The sequence below is a fragment of the Micromonospora sp. DT201 genome, from assembly GCF_049841575.1.
Taxonomy (GTDB): domain Bacteria; phylum Actinomycetota; class Actinomycetes; order Mycobacteriales; family Micromonosporaceae; genus Micromonospora.
Genome location: NZ_JBNCKP010000009.1, coordinates 139,619 through 157,411 on the forward strand (window position 1 = coordinate 139,619; position 17,793 = coordinate 157,411).

The following is a 17,793-nucleotide window of genomic DNA, read 5'->3' on the forward strand; positions in this document are numbered from 1 at the left end:
TGCCTGCCTGCCCGACCGAAGCGCCGCGGCCCGTTCGCCGAGTGTCGCGGCATCCCGCAACAGCCCGTGGCTGCCGCAGACGATGTCACACCATCCGGCGTTGTTGCGGGCCGCCGCCACCCGATCGTCCTCCAGCACGACGGGCAACCTGGCACGCTTGGACTACCCTCGCGCCGTGGAAAGCGCAGAGATTGATGCACCTATCGTCGGCGTCACCGTCTATCCGGACCGGGCTCGGGTCACCCGCCGGGGCAGTCCTCGGTTGACCGCCGGCGAGCACCGCGTACGCATCGCGCCACTCCCACTCGGCCTGCGGCGCGACTCCATCCGGGTCGGTGGTCGGGGCGCGGCCACGGTACTCGGTGTGGACGTGACCACCTGGCGGCAGGCCCGCAGCGCCGACGCGCAGATCGTCGGACTCGAGCAGCGACACCGGGAGCTGAACGACGAGTTGGCCGAGGTCGGGGACGCGGACGGAATCGAGGAACAGCGCGGGGAGTTCCTCACCCGGTTGGCCGAGCGCGCCGGTGGCACGTACGCCCGGGCGTTGGCCTCCGGCGACGCGGCGCCGACCGACGTGGCGGCCTTCACCGACTCGGTGGCGGGTCAGCTCGCCGAGTCACGCAGCCGGCGGCGCGGGCTGTCTCGGCGGCGCACCGAGTTGGCCGCGGAGTTGGCCGCGGTCGAGCGCGACCTGAACGCCGCGCGCGGCAAGCGGACGCCGGACCGGTTGGCCGCCGAGGTGACGGTCTCGGTGGCGGCCGACGGCGCGGAGTTGGAGCTGGAGCTGACCTACCTGGTCGACGGTGCGGTGTGGCGGCCCTCGTATGACCTGCGGCTGGTCGAGGACACCATGACCGTCACCTGGTTCGGGTTGGTCAGCCAGAGCACCGGAGAGGACTGGCCGGAGTGCGAGCTCCAGCTCTCGACCGCCCGGCCGGCCGCGACGACCGGCGTACCCGAATTGTCGCCCTGGTATCTCGACCGGTTTCGGCCGGCGTCAGCCGGGGCCGCGGCGGCGACCGTGCCGGTCGGGATGCCGCCCCCGGCACCGGGCGGGGCGCCGGCCCGGTCCGCAGCGCCCCGGCCGCGGTTGCAAGAGAGCGTCGCCCAGGTCGAGCAGGGCGTCAGCGCGGCCACCTATCGGCCGGCCCGGCCGGCCGCCGTGCCGGCCGATGGCAGCGCGCACCGAGCCACCATCGCCGTGCTGGAGCTGCCAGCCCGACTGGACCACGTGACCGTGCCGGTCCGCGCCGCCGAGGCGCACCTGCGTGCCACGGTACGCAACACGTCAGATCACACGATGCTGCCCGGTCCGGCGGCGGTGTTCCACGGCGCCGATTTCGTCGCGGCCACCGGGCTGCCGATGTGGGCGCCGGGCGAGGAGATCGAGCTGGGGCTCGGGGTCGACGACCGGCTGCGGGTGGAGCGGAAGCTGCACCGGCGCTCGGAGACCAAGGCCACGCTCGGGTCGACGCGGCGGCGGGAGGTGGACTACCGGATCACCGTCGCCAACCACACACCCCGGTCGGCGACGGTCGAGGTACGCGACCAGTTGCCGGTGTCCCGCGACGAGGCGGTGGTGGTGCGGGAGACGAACCTGACGCCGGCTCCGGCGGAGCGTACGGAGCTGGGAGAGCTGGCCTGGCGGCTGTCGCTCGCGCCGGGCGACAGCGGTGAGATCGCCATCGGCTTCCGCGTGGAGTTGGCCAAGGGGGTGGAACTGACCGGCTGGCGGGAGTAGGCACCGAGTGATGATTCAGGGTCGGGCCTAGCGGGGAAGCTTGCGCAGGATGTCGACGACGAAGCGGTGGTCGTCCAGCTGCGGAAGCCCGGAGACGCCGACCCAGCCCACCACGCCGGTGCCGCGAACGCGCAGGGGAAGCGCACCCCCGGCCGCCGCGTAGCGGGAGGCCGGCAGACCGAACCTCTCGGTCAGCGTCACCTGCTTGTCCTGGCACAGGCGGGCCATGTATAGCGACGAGTGCTCGAACCGCATCACCACTCGCCCCTTGCGGCGCAGCCAACCGTCGTTGTCCGCCGTCGACCCGGGCAGGCCACAGTGGAACAGCTGGCGGCCGGCCCGCCACACGCCAACCGAGACCGGCAGCCGCTGCTCACTCGCGGCGGCGACGGCGAGCATCCCCAGCTCGTACGCGTCCGTCTCGGACAGGCCGGCGAGCTCCAGCTCGGCCTCCTCGCGCAGCAACTCGTCAAGCGTCGGCCACGGGTCACGGTCAACTGACATGTGCTTCTCCTCGTTCGACGGTGGCAAAGTCGGTCACCAGGCGCAGGGCGCGTAGTCCTTCAGGAAACAGCCGTACAGGTCCTCGCCCAGCTCGCCGCGGACGATCGGGTCGTACACCCGGGCCGCACCGTCCACCAGGTCGAGCGGGGCGTGGAAACCTTCGTCGGCCAGCCGCATCTTCGTCGGGTGCGGTCGTTCGTCGGTGATCCAGCCCGTGTCGACGCTGGTCATCAGGATGCCGTCGGTCAGCATCTCCTGCGCGCTGGTGCGGGTCAGCATGTTCAGCGCGGCCTTGGCCATGTTGGTGTGCGGGTGCCCCGGGCCCTTGTAGCCGCGGCCGAACTGGCCCTCCATCGCCGACACGTTCACCACGTACTTGCGGCGGGCCGACGCTGCGGCCATCGCCGGGCGAAGCCGGCTGACCAGCACGAACGGCGCGGTGACGTTGCACAGCTGCACTTCGAGCAGCTCGACCGGGTCCACCTCCTGCACCCGCTGGACCCAGCTGTTGACCGAGTCGAGGTCCGGCACGAGACCTCCGGCGTCGATGGCCGTGGACGCGGCGATCCGTTCCGGCGAGGCGGAGCCGCTGGTGAGGGCCAGCGCGGTGAGCGCGTGCGGGGTGAGCGCGGTGGACTGTGGCCCGGCGGTCAGGCTGCCCACCGGGCCGCCCTGGCTGTCCGGCTTGGCGAACGTGATCAGCTCCGGCAGCGGGCCGTCCGGCAGGGCCGCGGCCTCCGCGGCGATGAGCTGCGCGTACGCCCCGGGGGAGCGGCGGACGGTCTGCGCCGCGTTGTTGATCAGGATGTCGAGAGGGCCCTGGCTGCTGACCGAGTCGGCGAGGGCGATCACCTGGGCGGGGTCGCGCAGGTCGATCCCGACGATGCGCAGGCGGTGCAGCCAGTCCCCGCTGTCGGGCATGGCAGCGAACCTGCGGACCGCGTCGTGCGGGAACCGCGTGGTCACCGTCGTGTGCGCGCCGTCGCGCAGCAACCGCAGCGCGATGTACATGCCGATCTTCGCCCGGCCGCCGGTGAGCAGTGCGCGCCGCCCGGTCAGGTCGGTACGGGCGTCGCGGCGCTCCCGGTTGAGCGCGGCGCAGGACGGGCAGAGCTGGTGGTAGAAGGCGTCCACCTCGCGGTAGCGCTGCTTGCAGACGTAGCAGCCGCGCGGATTGTGCAGGAAGCCCGCCGTCTCACCTGCGGCGGAGGACGCAAGCGGGATGCCCTGGGTCTCGTCGTCGATTCGCCCCGGTGCGCCGGTGGCGGTGGCCTCCGTCACTGCCCGGTCGGCGGCGAGGATGGCATCTCGCCGTTCCTCGCGTCGCCGCTGCTTGATCACCTTGTAGAGCCGGGCGGTGGCCCGCTGCACCCGCACCACGTCGGGGTGGTCGGGTGGCAGCTCCTCCAACGCCTCGAAGACGCTGAGGCAGGCCTCCAGCCGGTCTCGGTCAATGCCGTCTTGAGCGTTTTCGGTAATGTTGTCCACCGTCATGCGTCTGTGTCTCGTCCCGTATCCCGTGCCGGATCCAGCCGGCCCGCCCCAAGTCCGACCCAAAACTGTACGCACCGCGCGGTCCCCGATGCACCCCGCGTTCGTCGCGCGGTAGCGCGCAGCGTGAGCAGGGTCTGCGTTCAGTCGGTGTCGGCGCGGCCGAGACGCCAGTAGCCCATGAAGGCCACCGCCCGTCGGTCGAGACCTCGCTCGGCGACCAGATGCCGGCGCAGGTTACGGATGACGCCTGCTTCCCCGGCCAGCCACGCATACAGCCCTACCTCGGCCACCTCGTCGGGAACCTCCCACAGGATCTCGGTGTCCACGTCCACGTCCGACACCGGCCGGGCCGCCTTCGAGGTGCCAGGGGCCAGCAGTGCCTCCGCCGCAGCGGCGACGGCGGACACCAGGCGGCTGCCGTATCCGTCGGCGCCGCGAGGCGTCCAGCGGACGTCGATGCCCGGGGGAGCCACCAGTGGCAGCACGTCGTCGGCGTCGGGCACCTCCAGCACGACCGTGCCCCGGGCATCGAGGGGAAGCCGCTCGCAGATGGCGCTGATCGCCGGCACGGCCGTCTCGTCCCCGGCCAGCAGCAGGGTGGCCCCCGTCGGCGGTCGGAACTCGACCCCGCTGGCGGACCGGCGGTCGTAGGGTCCGTGCACGCGTGAGGGATGCTGGTTCCGTGCAGATCACGACCCTCGGCCCACTCGCCGTCGACGGCCAGCCCGTTCGGGGTGAACGGCTCGCGGCGGTGATCCGCGCGCTCGCTGACGCGCGTGGCCGGGCAGTCTCCACGAGCCTGCTCGTGGAAGCCGTGTGGGACGGCGCGCCGCCCGACGACGCGACCGGCGCCGTCCAGGCGCTCGTGTCCCGGGTGCGCCGTCTCGGGCTGCCCGTGGTCGCGGTGCCGGGCGGATACCGTCTGCCCACCGAGGACGTCACCATCGACGCGGTCGAGGCGCGGGCGCTCGTCGATCAGGCGCGGACCGGGTTCGGCAGCGGCGACGTCCGCACCGCCCGCAGCCTGGCCGATCAGGCGCGTGCCCTGTTCCCCGAGGTCCCGGAGCTCGTCACCACCGAGGACACACGCCTGTTCGCGGACGTCGCCGCGCTGCGCGCGCAGGCGGCACTCGCCGGTGCGGGCTCGTTCGACGAGGCCGACCTGCGCCGGCTCGTCGCGCGTACGCCCCCGGACGAGCCGTCCGCCGCCCTGCTCGTCCAGGTCCTCGCCGCCCAGGGCCGGGAGGCGGAGGCGCTGGAGGTGGTGGAGCGACTCCGGGCCGAACTGGCCGACCGGTACGGCACGGATCCGTCGCCCGTGATCGCGCAGGCGCACCTGTCGTTGCTGCGCGGGGAACTCACCGCACCGGCCGTCGCGACGCCACCCCGGCAGCCGGCGCGGATCGACCTGCCTCCCGCGTGGCGGCGACGGCTGACCGCCCTCGTCGGTCGGGAGCGCGACGTCGAGACCGTGGGCGAGGCGCTCACCGAGGCGGCCCTGGTGACGATCGTGGCGACCGGTGGTGCCGGCAAGACCCGCCTGGCCGCCGAGGTGGCCCGGCGCACGGCGGCGGCCGGGCGGGCGGTACGGGTTGTCGAACTCGCCGGCCTGCGCTCGTCCGACGAGGTGCTGCCCACGGTGCTCGCGGCACTCGGTGGCGCGGACACCGCGGTGGCCGGGGGCAACCTGGGCCTCGAACGGCGGGTCCTCAACCCCGAGGAACGGCTGCGCGCCGTGGTGCCGGATCTCGACGGACTGGTCGTGCTGGACAACTGCGAGCACGTCCTCGACGCGGTGGCCACCGTCGTCGCGGACCTCCTCGCGGTGACCTCGCCGGACGTCGCGGTGCTCGCCACGAGTCGGGCCCCGCTGGGCCTCGCCGGCGAGCAGGTCCACCGACTGACCGCGCTGCCCGACTCCGATGCGCTCGCGCTGATCGAGTCCCGGGCACGGGCCGGTGGTGCAGTGCCGACCTGGGACACCACCCGCGCCCTTGCGCTCTGTCACCGGCTCGACAACCTGCCACTGGCGCTCGAGTTGGCCGCCGCACGACTGCGGCACATGCCGATCGACGACGTGCTCGCCGGGCTGACCGACCGGTTCGCGCTGCTCGATGACGCACTGCGCGGTCTGCCGGACCGCCACGCGAGCCTGTGGGCGATGGTCGACTGGAGTCGGGAACTTCTCGCCCCCGACGACCGGGCGCTGTTGCAGCGGATCGCGGTCATTCCCGCGCCGTTCACCGCGGACCTCGCCGCCGCGGTCGCGCAGAGGGCGGACGTACGGCGCGGGCTTGCGATGCTCGTCGAACAGTCCCTGCTGACCCTGGTCGAGGGCGACGGGCCACCCCGCTACCGGATGCTCGAAACCGTCCGCGAGTACGGCGAAGCCCGCCTGGACGCCGCCGGCGACCGTGCTGCGGCGATGGCGGGTCTGGTCGGTTGGGCCCGGGATGAGGCCGCCGCGCTCGCCGGCAGCTTCGTCGGCCCCGGCCAGGTCGAGGCGCTCGACCGCTGCGCCGCCGAGCAGGACAACCTGCTCGCGGGCCTGCGGTGGGCACTGGGGCAGGACGACGAGCCGGCAGCCGTTGACGTCGCCACCGCGTTGTTCCACCTCTGGACCGTGCGTGGCCTGCACCTTGAGGTCCTCGCGTGGGCGCGAGGGCTGCTGAACGTCGACCACCCGCAGCGGCGACAGCGGTCGGCGATCCTGCAGGGCCGGGCCAGCGGCCGGCCACTGCCCGACGCCGATCGACTCGCCTGGACGGGCGTGGTGATCAGCGTGAACTCCGGCATCAGTGGCGAGCTGCGGCTCGCCGTGCTCGCCCGGCGGGCCCTGCGGACGCTCCTGGCCGAGCGGGCCGCCGAGGTGTCGCCCCGGCTGACCGCGCTCGCGTCGGCGTTGCCCGGCTTCGACACGTCCGATCTGGAACGGAGCATGAAGAGCGCGGACGAGATGATCGCGCATCCGGACCCGTACGTGCAGGGGCTCGGCCTGTTCGCGCGCGCAGCGGTACGGGAGAACAGCGGCATGTCGGAGGAATCGATCGGCGACGCCGAGCAGGCGTACCACCGCTTCGAGGTCGTCGGGGACCACTGGGGCATGGCGGTGGCGGCGCAGGCCGCCGGGCACTTCTTCGCCCCGCGCGGTGACGCCCGCTCGACCGACTGGTTGGCGCGCAGCGTGCGCCACATGGATCTCCTCGGCGCGACGCAGGACGCTCGGTCGGTCCGGGTGATGCTGGACGTGCAGCTCGCCCTCGCCGGCGACCCGGAGGCAGAGGGGCGCCTGGGTGAAACCGCCGCACCAGGCCACGCCGAGCTGACGGACGTCGCGCAGGCTCGTCTCGGTCTGGCCCAACTGGCGTGGCAGCGTGAACGGTACGACGACGCGCTCGCCCACGCCGACGAGGTGACCCGCACTCTCGCCGGGTGGACCGGGCCGCCGCCGCAGCCGCGCGTCATGCTCCGGGTCGCGGTGGCGGTCCTCTACCTGCGAGTGGCCGAGGCGCGGCGGGTGCAGGAAACCGAGGCCGCCGTCCAGGCCGCCGCGTTGCTGTCGCTCGCTGGCGACGAAGCGCTGGCCTCGAAGGACCTTCCGGTGATCGGGGCGTGGGCCTCGGGCGGCGCGGAACTCGCGGCGTGCCGGGAGGACGTCGGCACGGCCCGCGAGCTGTCCGCGCTCGCGACGCGGATCGGCACCCACATCGATATGTTCTTCCCCTCGGGGAAGGGCGAACGGCTCAACGCCACCCTCGGGGATGAGGAGCAGCGTGAGCCGTTGGTGGCCGCCTGGCGTGAGCGGCCGGTCGCCGCGGCCGTCACCCGGATCCGCGAGTTGATGGACGACCTACTCGCGTAGGTCAGATCTTCTTGCGGTACGCGCGCAGCGCCAGCGGCATGAATACCGCCACGAAGCCGGCGCACCAGGCGAGCGTCCACCACACGTGGTTGCCGACCGGGGTGCCGAGGAACAGTCCGCGTACCGACGCCACCAGGTGGGTCATCGGGTTGACGTCGACGAAGGCCTGCATCCAGCCCGGCAGGGTGTCGGCGCCGACGAACACGTTCGACGCGAAGCTCAGCGGCATGATCAGCGCGAACATCACACCCTGCACGGCGCCCGGGGTGCGCACCTTCATCGACACGAGCACCGGAAGCCAGCTGAGGCACAGCGCGAACAGCACCGCGAGCAGGCACCCGGCGATCGCCCGGAACGGGTCGGTATCGATCCGGAAGCCGAGCAGGTAGCCGATCGCGAGGGTCGAGACCGTGACGATCACGTACCGGACGACGTCGCCGAGGACCGCACCGACAAGTGGTGCGGAGCGCGGGATCGGCAGCGACCGGAACCGGTCGAAGATGCCCTTGGCGATGTCGGTGTTGAGGTTGACGCCGATCGCGATGGCGCCGGTGGCGATGGTCTGCGCCAGGATGCCGGGCAGCAGGAACTGCAGGTAGTCATGGGTGGATCCGGCGACCGCGCCGCCGAAGATGTACACGAAGATGATGAGGAACAGCACCGGCTGCAGCGTGACGTCGATGAGCGCCTCGGGCGTACGCCAGGTCTTGATGAGGCTGCGCTTGGCGAGCGCCAACGAGTGCCGGACCAGCCGGAACGGCCGTGGGTTCGGGACCGCCGCCGAGAGGACGGGGTTTTCCTTGGGTGCTGTTTCGACCAGGGTGCTCATGCCGCGACCTCCGTGGGGCGGGTGGTGTCGTCTTCGGACGCCGTACGCCCGGTGAGGGTGAAGAACACCTCGTCGAGGCTCGGCAGGTGCAGGGAGAGTTCGGTGACCGCGATGCCGGCGGTGGCGAACCGCGCCACGCTCTCGGTGAGGGCCGCGTCGTCGGTGACGGGCACCGCGAGCACGCCCTTGCGGATCTCGTCGGCCTGCGCACCGGAGCCGACCTGGGTCAGGATCGCCGCGGTTCGGGGCAGCTGCGCCGGGTCGGACGGACGGACCTCCAGGGTCTGCCCGCCGACCACCCGCTTGAGCCCTTCGGGTGTGTCGTGCGCGATGACCCGGCCATGGTCGATCACCGTGATCGCGTCAGCGAGCGCGTCGGCCTCCTCCAGGTACTGGGTGGTGAGCAGCACCGTCGAGCCGTTGGCGACCAGCGAGCGGACCACGTCCCACATGTCCTCGCGCTTGGCCGGGTCGAGTCCGGTGGTCGGCTCGTCCAGGAAGATCACGTCGGGGGATCCGACGAGGCTTGCGGCCAGGTCCAGCCGTCGCCGCATGCCACCGGAGTAGGTCTTGGCCTGCCGGTTCGCGGCGGCGGTCAGGTCGAACCAGTCGAGCAGTTCGGCGGCCCGCCGCCGGGCGCCCGTACGCCCCAGCTCCAGCAGGGTGCCGAACAGCTCCAGGTTCTGCCGCCCGGTCAGGTCCTCGTCGACCGAGGCGTACTGGCCGGTGAGGCCGATGCTCTGCCGGACCCGCTCGGCGTCGCGGACCACGTCGAAGCCACTGATCCGGGCGCTGCCGCCGTCCGGGGTCAGGAGCGTGGAGAGGATGCGCACGGCGGTGGTCTTGCCGGCGCCGTTGGGGCCGAGCACCCCGAGCACCGTCCCACGGGGCACGGCGAGGTCCACGCCCTGCAGCGCCCTCGTCTTCCCGAAGGTCTTGACGAGGCCCTCGGCCTCGATCACCAGATCAGCTGTCATGTCCCACAGCCTGCGCGGGCCGCCTGACACCGCCCCGACAGGCCACCGACACCGGCACCGACACCCGCTGACACCGCAACCGCCGGGCGGGCGACCGACGGCGGAGATCACCTCGTAGGTCGGGCCTCTACGGGCCGAACAACCCGCGCTCACCGACTGCAGTGGCGGACGGTGACCATCTCACCGGTCGAACCTCGGTTCGACCGGCGAGATCGGCGGCTGCCTGAGGCGGATCAGTTGGCAGCTCGGTCCACCAGGGCGGCGCGTCCCCGTGGAACGGTGAACGACCGGTCGAGTGCCTCCTGGTCGGTGGGCTGACCGACGAACGGCACCAGCCAGTATTCGGCTTCGACGCGCTTACGGTTGATGTCGAGAAGCAGATAGCCGTTGAGCCCGCTGCGGACGTACTTGAGGTGGGGGTTCGGGACCGCAGCCTCGGTGGTGGCTACCAGGCGCTCAGCGGGACGCCGTTCGTCTTCGGGCTCCGGGTCTCCGGCAGAGCTGATCGACGGTGCCACGAACTCGACGGCAACCGCTCCCTTACTCGTGGCCGGGTCGTAGGCCGCGGGGTTGTTGGGGTCGCGGGTGACCTCGAGGGCGAGCGACGCGTGGACGTCGCCGGTCACGATGACGACGTCATCGACGTGCTTGTTCTCGAGTACGTCGAATACCCGGTCACGGGCCGGGCCGTAGCCGTCCCACTGGTCCGGGTTGGTGTAGACGCTGGCATTGCTGGCGTTGGTCGCGCCGACAGCCTTCAGTTGGGAGAACATGACCTGGTTGCCGACGATGCGCCACGCAGCCTTGCTCTTGCGCAGCGAGTCGAGGAACCACCGTTCCTGCTCCTTTCCGAGGATCTGGCGCGCGGGGTCGGCGAAGACACCGGTCATCGTGAAGGCGTCCTCGCCCACGTTGCCCTCGCCCTGGCGATCCCGTCCAATCCGTCGGGTGTCGAGCATGATGAGATCGACGAGGTTGCCGAAGGCGAAGTTCCGGTAGATGCGTTCCGGGTTGCGGGGGTCGGGCAGCCGGATCGGCAGCCACTCGAATGCGGCCTGCCGGGCAGCGAGCTTGCGGGCCGAGAACGGGCCGTCCTCCGCCGGGTCGTGGTTCTTCGGGTCGGCGCCGTCGCGCCAGGTGCCGTCGCAGGTCTCGTGGTCGTCCCACACCCAGATCATCGGGTGGCGACGGTGCATCTTCGCCAGGTTCGCGTCCAGCCGGTATGACGCGTACCGACCGCGGTATTCGGCGAGCGTGCGCAGCTCCACGGCCGGAATGTGCGGACGTACCTTGTCCTGTTTGTCGCCCTCGTAGATGTAATCGCCGAGGTGGACGACGGCGTCGATGTCGTCGCGTTCGGCGAGGCGTCCGTAGGCGTTGAACAGGCCGCGGGTGTAGTCACCGCAGGTGACGACTGCTAGCCGTACGGCATCCGGTGAACCCACCACCGCGGTGCGGGTCCGCCCGACTTCTGATCTGGCCCCCTCCGCGGAGAAGGCGTAGTAGTAGGTGGTTCCGTGCTTGAGTCGGTCCGCGTCCACCTTGACGGTCCAGTCGCGTGACGCGTCGGTGTAGGTGCTGCCTTCGCGGACGACGTGCCGGAGTTCGGGATCCTTGGCGACGACCCAGGTGGCCCGCGCCCGCTCGGTGCGTCCCGCCGGCAGGGTCAGACGGGTCCACAGGATCACCCGGTCGGGGAGTGGGTCACCACTGGCCACCCCGTGCAGGAACGGAGTCGGACGACCGGCGGGGCGCTGGGGATCCTCGTGCTGGGCGAGTTGCTCTGCCGGCACCAGGGGCACGATGCCCGCCGCGACCGCGGACTTGAGTAGTTGCCGGCGATTGAGTTCAGCCACGGATTTCTCCTTATCGGGACGATGCCGCGCCGATTCAAGCGCTATAACGTGGCACTGGCGGCACTTATCCGTGAACGGCCACCGACCAGCTCATGATCATCTAGCCGGTGCAGTCCTCGATGATCTGCCACCAGGCACTGCCGCCCAGGTGGGCTGGTCGGCGCAGCCGCCGAGCGGCTGGCGAGATCCATAGCGCCGGGATACAACCCAGACCGGAAGTCGATCCGGAACGGTTGGCTCTCCGCACGGCATGACCCAAAAGTGACCGATGAGGAGAACCCGATGGGCCGCACAGTGTTGAGCATGAGCGTGTCGTTGGACGGCTTCGCCGCCGGACCTGACGTCACCACCAGACAACCGATGGGCAGAGGCGGCGAGCGGCTGCACGAGTGGCTGTTCCAGGCTGGCGAGGACCGCGCGGTGGCAGCCGACGGGGTCAACCCGGTCGGGGTGGACGCCGCGCAGGTACGAGAGCGTTATGCGACCACCGGCGCCGTGGTGATCGGCAAACGGACGTTCGATGTCGGCGTGGACCTGTGGCAGGACACTCCGTTCCCGGTGCCGTGCTTCGTGGTCACTCATGAGTCGCGCGACCCGTTGAGGATGAAGAGTGACGTCTTCACGTTCGTGAACGACGGACTGCACAGCACGCTGCGGCAGGCGCGACAAGCAGCCGACGACCGGAGCGTCCTCATCATGGGCGGGCCCACCACAGGGCAACAGTTCGTCAAGGCCGGGCTGGTGGACGAGATCCAACTCCAACTCGTACCGGTGTTCCTCGGTACCGGCACGCGCCTGTTCGACCACCTCGGCACGGACCACATCGAACTCGAACGAACCGCGGTGATCGAATCACCACACGTCACACACCTGCGCTTCGACGTCCCGAAGTGACCGCTTGCCGGTCTCTCGACTGGCCCGCCCACGGGACCGGCCGGGCTCCCTGGCGGGGAGCCCGGCCGGTGCGGTCGAGGCCGTCGTAGAGCTGCCCGGCGCAGCGGGGGCGTGCTGCGTCGGCGGAGGTACGGGCGGCGCGACCGCTCTTGACGCGGTGGCCCACCTCCTCTCAGCTTGGTAGACGGCCCCGCGTGGAAACGAAGTGGTACGACATGACGGCAAAGCCGGGGTCATTGACCAGCCGCCGGAAGGCGTTCAGTTGGTCGGGTGACAGCCCTGCGGCGAGCAGGTCCGGCTCCAACTGGCGGGAGTTCGTCTCGTAGAGCGACGCCCCGGTCGAACCACCGGCCCAGCTCTGCGAATGGGTGATGGTGTCCACGTCGGTCAGACCGGCGAGGGTCATCTCGGTGTGCACGTCCTGTGCCCACCCCAGGTCGGCTCCGTGCTCCTGCAGGACACCCATCATGGCGTCCATCACCTGCGCGAAGAGCTTCGCGGCGTCGTCGTTCGGTGCGGTCAGCACCCGCTGCGGCGCGGTGCAGTCGAACTCCTCGATCACCAGCCACCCATCGGGAGCCAGCGCGCCGGCGAGCGTGCGGAGCACCCGTCGTCGTTCGGGGAGGTGCAGCAGCACCAGCCGGGCGTGGATCAGATCGAACGCGTCCCCGGGTGGCGGTTCGGTGCGCACGTCGTGCCGGCGTACGTGCAGGTTGCCCTTCGCCACGAGGTGCGCGGGGTCGATGTCCGTGGCCAGCACCTGACCGGTGTCGCCGATCGCGCGGGCGATCCGCCGGGCGACCGAGCCGCCACCCGCCCCGACCTCCCAGCAGGTAGCCCCCGGTCGCAGCACCGGGTGGGCCAGGCGGCGCGTCGTGATGGGATCCAGGAAGGACTCCAGCGCGTGCATCTGGGGCACGGCGTCGGGTGCGCCGTTGTCGAACGTGTACGTGCTGTCGCTCGTAGCGGTTGCCATTGGTGTCCACCTCTCCGAGGGGGTTCGGGTGACTACGGGGTGTCGGCCCAGAGCCGAGGCGTCGGGCGGTTGGCCGGGGGTGGCGGGACGGCGGCGACGCTCAACATCGCCGCCAGTGGGGCCGGGTCGACGCGGGCCTCGCCGGTCGGTCGGTCGTAGACGACCCGGCCGTACTCCAGCACCGCCACCCGGTCCGCGATCTCGATCGCGTGCTGGAGCTGCTGCTCCACGAGCAGCACGGTCAGGCCGTCGGCGGCGAGGGCGCTGATCAGCCCTCGGACCCGCGCCGCCAGGTCGGGAGAGAGGCCCTCACACGGTTCGTCGAGCAGCAGCACCCGTGGCTGGCCGAGGAGCGCGCGGGCTATCGCCAGCATCTGCTGCTCGCCGCCGGAGAGCTCGCAGCCGCGGTGGCGCAGCCGCTCGGCCAGCCTCGGCAGCAGCTCGAGGATCCGGGCCACCGTCCAGCCCTCGCCGCCGGCGGTCGCGGCCCGCCAGGGTGCGGCTGCCAGGACCAGGTGTTCGGCCACGGTCAAGCGGGAGAAGACCCGCCGGCCCTGCGGAACGAGACCGACCCCGGACTGAGCGATCCGGTGCGGTTGCCGGCCCGCCACGTGCACGCCGCCGATCTCGATGCGACCACTGCTCGCTCGCACCAGCCCGGCGATCGTGTGCACGAGAGTGCTCTTGCCGGCACCGTTGCGGCCCACCACGGCCTGGATGTTGCCGGGCTGCACCTGGAAGCTGACCTCGTGCAGCACGATCCCCCCGGCGTAGCCGGCGCACAGGCGTTCCACACACAGCATCAGGCCACCCCGTCGGCGTAGGCCTGCCGTACCAACGGCGAGGTGCTGATCTCGTCCGGTGTGCCGGCGGCCAACGTCTGGCCGTCACGCAGCACGGTGACCGTGTCGGAGAGGGCGTACACCAGGTCCAGGCGATGTTCGACCAGCAGCACGGCGATCGCCCTGGGCAGCGCCCGGAGCAACTCGACCAGCCGGCCTACCTCGGTGGCGGACAGTCCCGCCGCGGGTTCGTCGAGCAGCAGCAGGCGGGGGCTACCGGCAAGGGCCATCGCGATCTCCAACTGGCGTCGTTGCCCATGTGCGAGGTGCCCGGCGGGCACCGCCGCGACGTCGGCGAGGCCCATCCGCTCCAGCAGCGGGCCTGCCCGGTGTTGCGCGGTGCGCCGGCGTCCGCCCGGCCACCACCTACGGCGCGGGTTGACCCGTGGCAGCGCGGCCACCACGATGTTCTCCGCCGCGGTGAGCGTCGCAAAGACCGCTGGTCGTTGGTGTATCCGGTTGATGCCTCGGCGGGCTCGCGCCGCCGTGCCGAGCCGACTGATGTCCCGTCCATCGAATCGCACCGTGCCACGCTGCGGCTTCGTGGCGCCGCCGATGACGTTGAGAAGGGTCGTCTTGCCGGCTCCGTTGGGGCCGATCAGGGCGTGCCGCTGGCCATCGTGAATGGACAGGTCGACGCCGGCGAGTGCGGTGAGCGAGCCGTAGCGAACGCTGACATCCTGGACGCTGAGCAGGGGGTTCATGCGCGTAGTTCCGGTACCGTCGCAGGGTCACGGGCGGGCGGTGCCTGCGGGTGGCTCGGCGCGGCGCTCGACGCGCGCAGCCGGACCCGTGCCCGGTTGACGCCGGTGGGCAGCAGGTAGACCGTCGCCACGAACAGCGCCCCCAGCACCAGCGGCGCGTGGCCGGGCAACACCCCGAACAGCCAGTCCCGAACGGCGATGACGAGCGCTGCGCCCACCAGGGCGCCGCCGACCGAGGCGGTGCCACCGATGACGACACCGAGCAACAGCAGCGCGGACGTCTCGAAGCCGAAGTCGGCGGGGGAGATGTACTGCTGGGCGACGACCAGCAGCGAACCGGCACCGCCGGCTATCGCCCCGGCGGCGATGTGTGCGCCGGACACGTGCAGCGGCACGCGGTGCCCGCTGGCCCGCAGCCGTGTCTCGTCGTCCCGACCGGCACGCAGCAGCAGCCCGGCCCGGGTCCGCAGCAGTAACAGCGCCGCGCCGACCAACGTGGCCACGACGACCAGGGTGTACACGTAACGCGCCTGGTCGCTGGCCAGGGGCGGGAGCCCCCAGAAGGGGCGGACCGCGGGCATGCCGGCCAACCCGTCCGTGCCACCGGTCACCGACCGCCAACGACCGAGAATGGTCACGACGAGTTCACCGATGGCCAGCGTGATCATCAGGACGATCACCCCCCGGGCGTGGACGACGAGCGGCACGGTCAGCGCGGCCAGCACCGCCCCGGCACCCGCCGCGACGGCGAACTGCACGACGCCGACGTCGGAGATCCGGCTGCCGACCACGACACAGGCGTAGGCGCCCGCCGCGTACGGTGCGGTCTGGCCGAGGGTGGGCATGCCGGCGACGCCGGTGAGCAGGGCCACGCTCACCCCGACCAGGGCCAGCGCCAGCGTCCGGGCGAGGATCGCCGTCGTGTAGTCGTCGACCACCCAGGGAGCCAGGACCAGACCGGCCAGGACGAGCGCCGCGACAGCGCCCCGTCCTCGGCGGATCACCTCGTCCCTCATGTCGCCCCCCATCTGCTGGCCAGGCCACGCGCCCGCACGGCCAGCACGGCCGCCATGGCGGCGAACAGCAGGAACGGCGCGGCGGACGGCAGCAGCGCCACTCCCAGCGTCTGGATCTCGCCGATCGCAAGCGCGGCCAGCAGGGTGCCGGCCATGGACCCGAGACCACCGAGGACCACGACCACCAGGGACAGCAGCAGCACGGTGTCGGCGGTGTCCGTGCCGGGGCCGATGATGGGCGCGCCCAGGACCCCGGCCGCCCCGGCCAGGGCACCGGCGGCGGCGAGCACGCCGGCTCGGATCCGCGCGGGACTCACGCCCAGACAGGCGACCATCTCCGCGTCGTCGACGGCCGCCCGGACCAGCATTCCGGCCCTGGTCCGCCGCACCACGAGGTAGAGCGCCGCGGCGATCACCGCGGCGACGACGATGAAGACCAAGCGGTACGCGGCGTAGCGGTGCCCGGCGACCACCACCGACCCCTCCAGGGCAGCGGGCACCCGGACCTGCGGATCGTCGGGCCCGAACCCGGCGACGAGCAGGCTGCCGCCGGCCAGCGCCACCCCGAACGTCAGCAGCGCCTGGGTCAAGTGGTTGCCGGTGGGGACCGGGGTGAGTAGGCCGGCCAGCAGCACACCCGCCGCGGCGGCTGCCAGCACACCGACCGCCAGCGCCAACGCCAGGCTCGCCCAGCCGCCGTCGAGCAGGGCCGCTGCGGTGTACCCGCCGATCGCGTAGAGCGTGCCGTGCGCCAGGTTGAGGATGTTGGCGACGCCGAAACAGAAGACCAGGCCCGACGCGGCGACGAACACGAGCAGCCCGTAGGCGACTCCGTCCAGCGCCGGAATCAGGTACGGGTCGATCCGGTTCGTGCCGGCCGCCACCGCCATCATCGACCGACGGTCGCGAGGTCACCCACGACGGTGTTGGACAGCGCCCGGCCGTCCTGGCGGACCTGCCGCAGGTACCACTTCTGCACGGGGGAGTGCGTGGTGGTGGAGAACTGCCAGGTGCCGCGTGGGCTGGCGATCTGGCCGAGCTGGCCGACGGCCGTGTTGATGGCCTCCGGAGTCGGGTCACTCCCGGCGGCGCCGATCGCCCGGTCCAGCACCGCGGCCGCGTCGTACGAGGCGAGAGCGTACGTGGTCGGTGAACCGTCGTGCTTGGCCTTCCATGCCGCGACGAAGGCGCGGTTCTCCGCGTTGTCGAGGTCGGGCGAGTAGTTGAGCACCGAGTAGATGTCGCGGGCTGCCTCGCCCTGCGCGTTGAGCACGCCGCCCTCGGTGAGGAAACCGGCCGCGTACAGCGGGACGTCCTTGATCTCGGACTGCGCGTACTGCTTCACGAAGTCGACGGCAGCGCTGCCGGCGTAGAAGGTGTAGACCGCCGCTGCGCCGGACGCCTTGATGCGGGCGAAGTAGGGCGTGAAGTTGGTGGTGGCCGGGAACGGGGTGAAGGTCGTCTTGCCGTCGGTGTTCGCGAGCTTCCCGCCGATCCTCCCGAACGTGTCGGTGAAACCACGCAGCTCGTCCCAGCCGCCCTGGTAGTCCGGGCCGATCGCGTACACGGAGCCCTGTACGTTGTCGCGGACGTGCTGGGCGATCGCCTTCCCCGGCTCGTCCGAGAGGTACGAGGTGTGCCAGACCCGGGAGACGTCCTTGAGCTCCGGCCGGCCGTTGGAACCGACGAGTGGCACCTTCGTCTCGTTGAGCAGGGGCGTGACTCCGGCGACCGAGCCACCACCGACGATGCCGGTGAGCGCGGCCACCCGGTCCTGCTTGAGCAGCTTGGTCGCCGCCGGGACGGCGGTCTGGGCTCCGTTGCCCTCGTCCGCGACGACGAGGTCGACCCGTCGACCGCCGAGTTTGCCGTCGTGGGTGTCCAGGTAGAGCTGGAAGCCGTCGCGGATCTCCGTGCCGACGGCCTGGTACGTCCCGGACAGCGACGCGAGTAGGCCGATCTTTATCGAGCCGCTGGCGCTCGTGCCCGGCCCGTCATCGCCGCAGGCCGTGCCGACGGTCAGCACGACCGCGAGCAGCGTGGCGCCGAGGGCACGGCTGTGCCTTGGCTTGGTGAGAGGCATGTCTTCTTCTCC

14 protein-coding genes and 1 pseudogene are annotated in these 17,793 nt (G+C 71.6%); 3 read left to right on the forward strand and 12 right to left on the reverse strand.

Annotation, left to right across the window (positions count from 1 at the left end; translation table 11 throughout):
- The first annotated feature begins 175 nt into the window (after nt 1-175).
- Nucleotides 176-1,744 (forward strand): mucoidy inhibitor MuiA family protein, encoded by a 1,569-nt coding sequence (locus ACLQ28_RS17390; RefSeq protein WP_425687311.1) that lies wholly within the window; start codon nt 176-178, stop codon nt 1,742-1,744.
- A 27-nt stretch (nt 1,745-1,771) separates the two neighbouring features.
- On the opposite strand, the gene ACLQ28_RS17395 is transcribed toward ACLQ28_RS17390, so the two are convergent.
- From ACLQ28_RS17395 to ACLQ28_RS17405, 3 genes and pseudogenes are all read right to left on the reverse strand, one after another.
- Nucleotides 1,772-2,248 carry a heme-degrading domain-containing protein gene (locus ACLQ28_RS17395; RefSeq protein WP_425687312.1) on the reverse strand — a complete coding sequence of 159 codons (477 nt, stop codon included), beginning with the start codon at nt 2,246-2,248 and terminating at the stop codon, nt 1,772-1,774.
- Between the two features lie 33 nt (nt 2,249-2,281).
- On the reverse strand, nt 2,282-3,742 hold the full coding sequence (locus ACLQ28_RS17400) for an SDR family NAD(P)-dependent oxidoreductase (protein ID WP_425687313.1): 1,461 nt from the start codon (nt 3,740-3,742) through the stop codon (nt 2,282-2,284).
- Between the two features lie 140 nt (nt 3,743-3,882).
- Nucleotides 3,883-4,371, reverse strand: a pseudogene (locus ACLQ28_RS17405) (siderophore-interacting protein); the annotation flags it as partial.
- A 53-nt stretch (nt 4,372-4,424) separates the two neighbouring features.
- On the opposite strand from ACLQ28_RS17405, the gene ACLQ28_RS17410 reads away from it, so the two are divergent.
- Nucleotides 4,425-7,604 carry a BTAD domain-containing putative transcriptional regulator gene (locus tag ACLQ28_RS17410; RefSeq protein ID WP_425687314.1) on the forward strand — a complete coding sequence of 1,060 codons (3,180 nt, stop codon included), beginning with the start codon at nt 4,425-4,427 and terminating at the stop codon, nt 7,602-7,604.
- A 1-nt stretch (nt 7,605) separates the two neighbouring features.
- Here ACLQ28_RS17410 and ACLQ28_RS17415 read toward each other — a convergent pair whose 3' ends face one another.
- From ACLQ28_RS17415 to ACLQ28_RS17425, 3 genes are all read right to left on the reverse strand, one after another.
- Nucleotides 7,606-8,433, reverse strand: coding sequence for an ABC transporter permease (locus tag ACLQ28_RS17415; RefSeq protein ID WP_425687315.1), 828 nt, complete (start codon nt 8,431-8,433; stop codon nt 7,606-7,608).
- A complete protein-coding gene (locus ACLQ28_RS17420; protein ID WP_425687316.1) occupies nt 8,430-9,410 on the reverse strand; it encodes an ATP-binding cassette domain-containing protein in 981 nt (326 codons plus the stop codon). The genes ACLQ28_RS17415 and ACLQ28_RS17420 overlap by 4 nt, the downstream gene beginning before the upstream one ends.
- A 233-nt stretch (nt 9,411-9,643) precedes the next feature.
- Nucleotides 9,644-11,266, reverse strand: a complete 1,623-nt coding sequence (locus ACLQ28_RS17425; RefSeq protein WP_425687317.1) for an alkaline phosphatase D family protein — start codon at nt 11,264-11,266, stop codon at nt 9,644-9,646.
- A 303-nt stretch (nt 11,267-11,569) separates the two neighbouring features.
- Here ACLQ28_RS17425 and ACLQ28_RS17430 point away from each other — a divergent pair, with 303 nt between their 5' ends.
- The gene (locus ACLQ28_RS17430) at nt 11,570-12,160 is read left to right on the forward strand and encodes a dihydrofolate reductase family protein (RefSeq protein ID WP_425687318.1); all 591 of its coding nucleotides are present in this window, start codon (nt 11,570-11,572) and stop codon (nt 12,158-12,160) included.
- 172 nt (nt 12,161-12,332) lie between these two features.
- Here ACLQ28_RS17430 and ACLQ28_RS17435 read toward each other — a convergent pair whose 3' ends face one another.
- Genes ACLQ28_RS17435 through ACLQ28_RS17460 form a run of 6 tightly spaced genes read right to left on the reverse strand, consistent with a single transcriptional unit; the run spans nt 12,333 to nt 17,781 of the window.
- Nucleotides 12,333-13,136: a class I SAM-dependent methyltransferase gene (locus tag ACLQ28_RS17435; protein WP_425687319.1), complete on the reverse strand. Its 804-nt coding sequence runs from the start codon at nt 13,134-13,136 to the stop codon at nt 12,333-12,335.
- Between the two features lie 32 nt (nt 13,137-13,168).
- Nucleotides 13,169-13,939 carry an ABC transporter ATP-binding protein gene (locus ACLQ28_RS17440; RefSeq protein WP_425687320.1) on the reverse strand — a complete coding sequence of 257 codons (771 nt, stop codon included), beginning with the start codon at nt 13,937-13,939 and terminating at the stop codon, nt 13,169-13,171.
- Complete coding sequence (locus tag ACLQ28_RS17445; protein WP_425687321.1) at nt 13,939-14,682, reverse strand: ABC transporter ATP-binding protein; 744 nt, start codon at nt 14,680-14,682, stop codon at nt 13,939-13,941. The genes ACLQ28_RS17440 and ACLQ28_RS17445 overlap by 1 nt, the downstream gene beginning before the upstream one ends.
- Nucleotides 14,679-15,698: a branched-chain amino acid ABC transporter permease gene (locus ACLQ28_RS17450; protein ID WP_425687322.1), complete on the reverse strand. Its 1,020-nt coding sequence runs from the start codon at nt 15,696-15,698 to the stop codon at nt 14,679-14,681. Before ACLQ28_RS17450 ends, ACLQ28_RS17445 begins: the two co-directional genes overlap by 4 nt.
- Nucleotides 15,695-16,591: a branched-chain amino acid ABC transporter permease gene (locus ACLQ28_RS17455; protein ID WP_425687323.1), complete on the reverse strand. Its 897-nt coding sequence runs from the start codon at nt 16,589-16,591 to the stop codon at nt 15,695-15,697. Before ACLQ28_RS17455 ends, ACLQ28_RS17450 begins: the two co-directional genes overlap by 4 nt.
- Nucleotides 16,588-17,781: an ABC transporter substrate-binding protein gene (locus ACLQ28_RS17460; protein ID WP_425687324.1), complete on the reverse strand. Its 1,194-nt coding sequence runs from the start codon at nt 17,779-17,781 to the stop codon at nt 16,588-16,590. The genes ACLQ28_RS17455 and ACLQ28_RS17460 overlap by 4 nt, the downstream gene beginning before the upstream one ends.
- Nucleotides 17,782-17,793 lie beyond the last annotated feature (12 nt).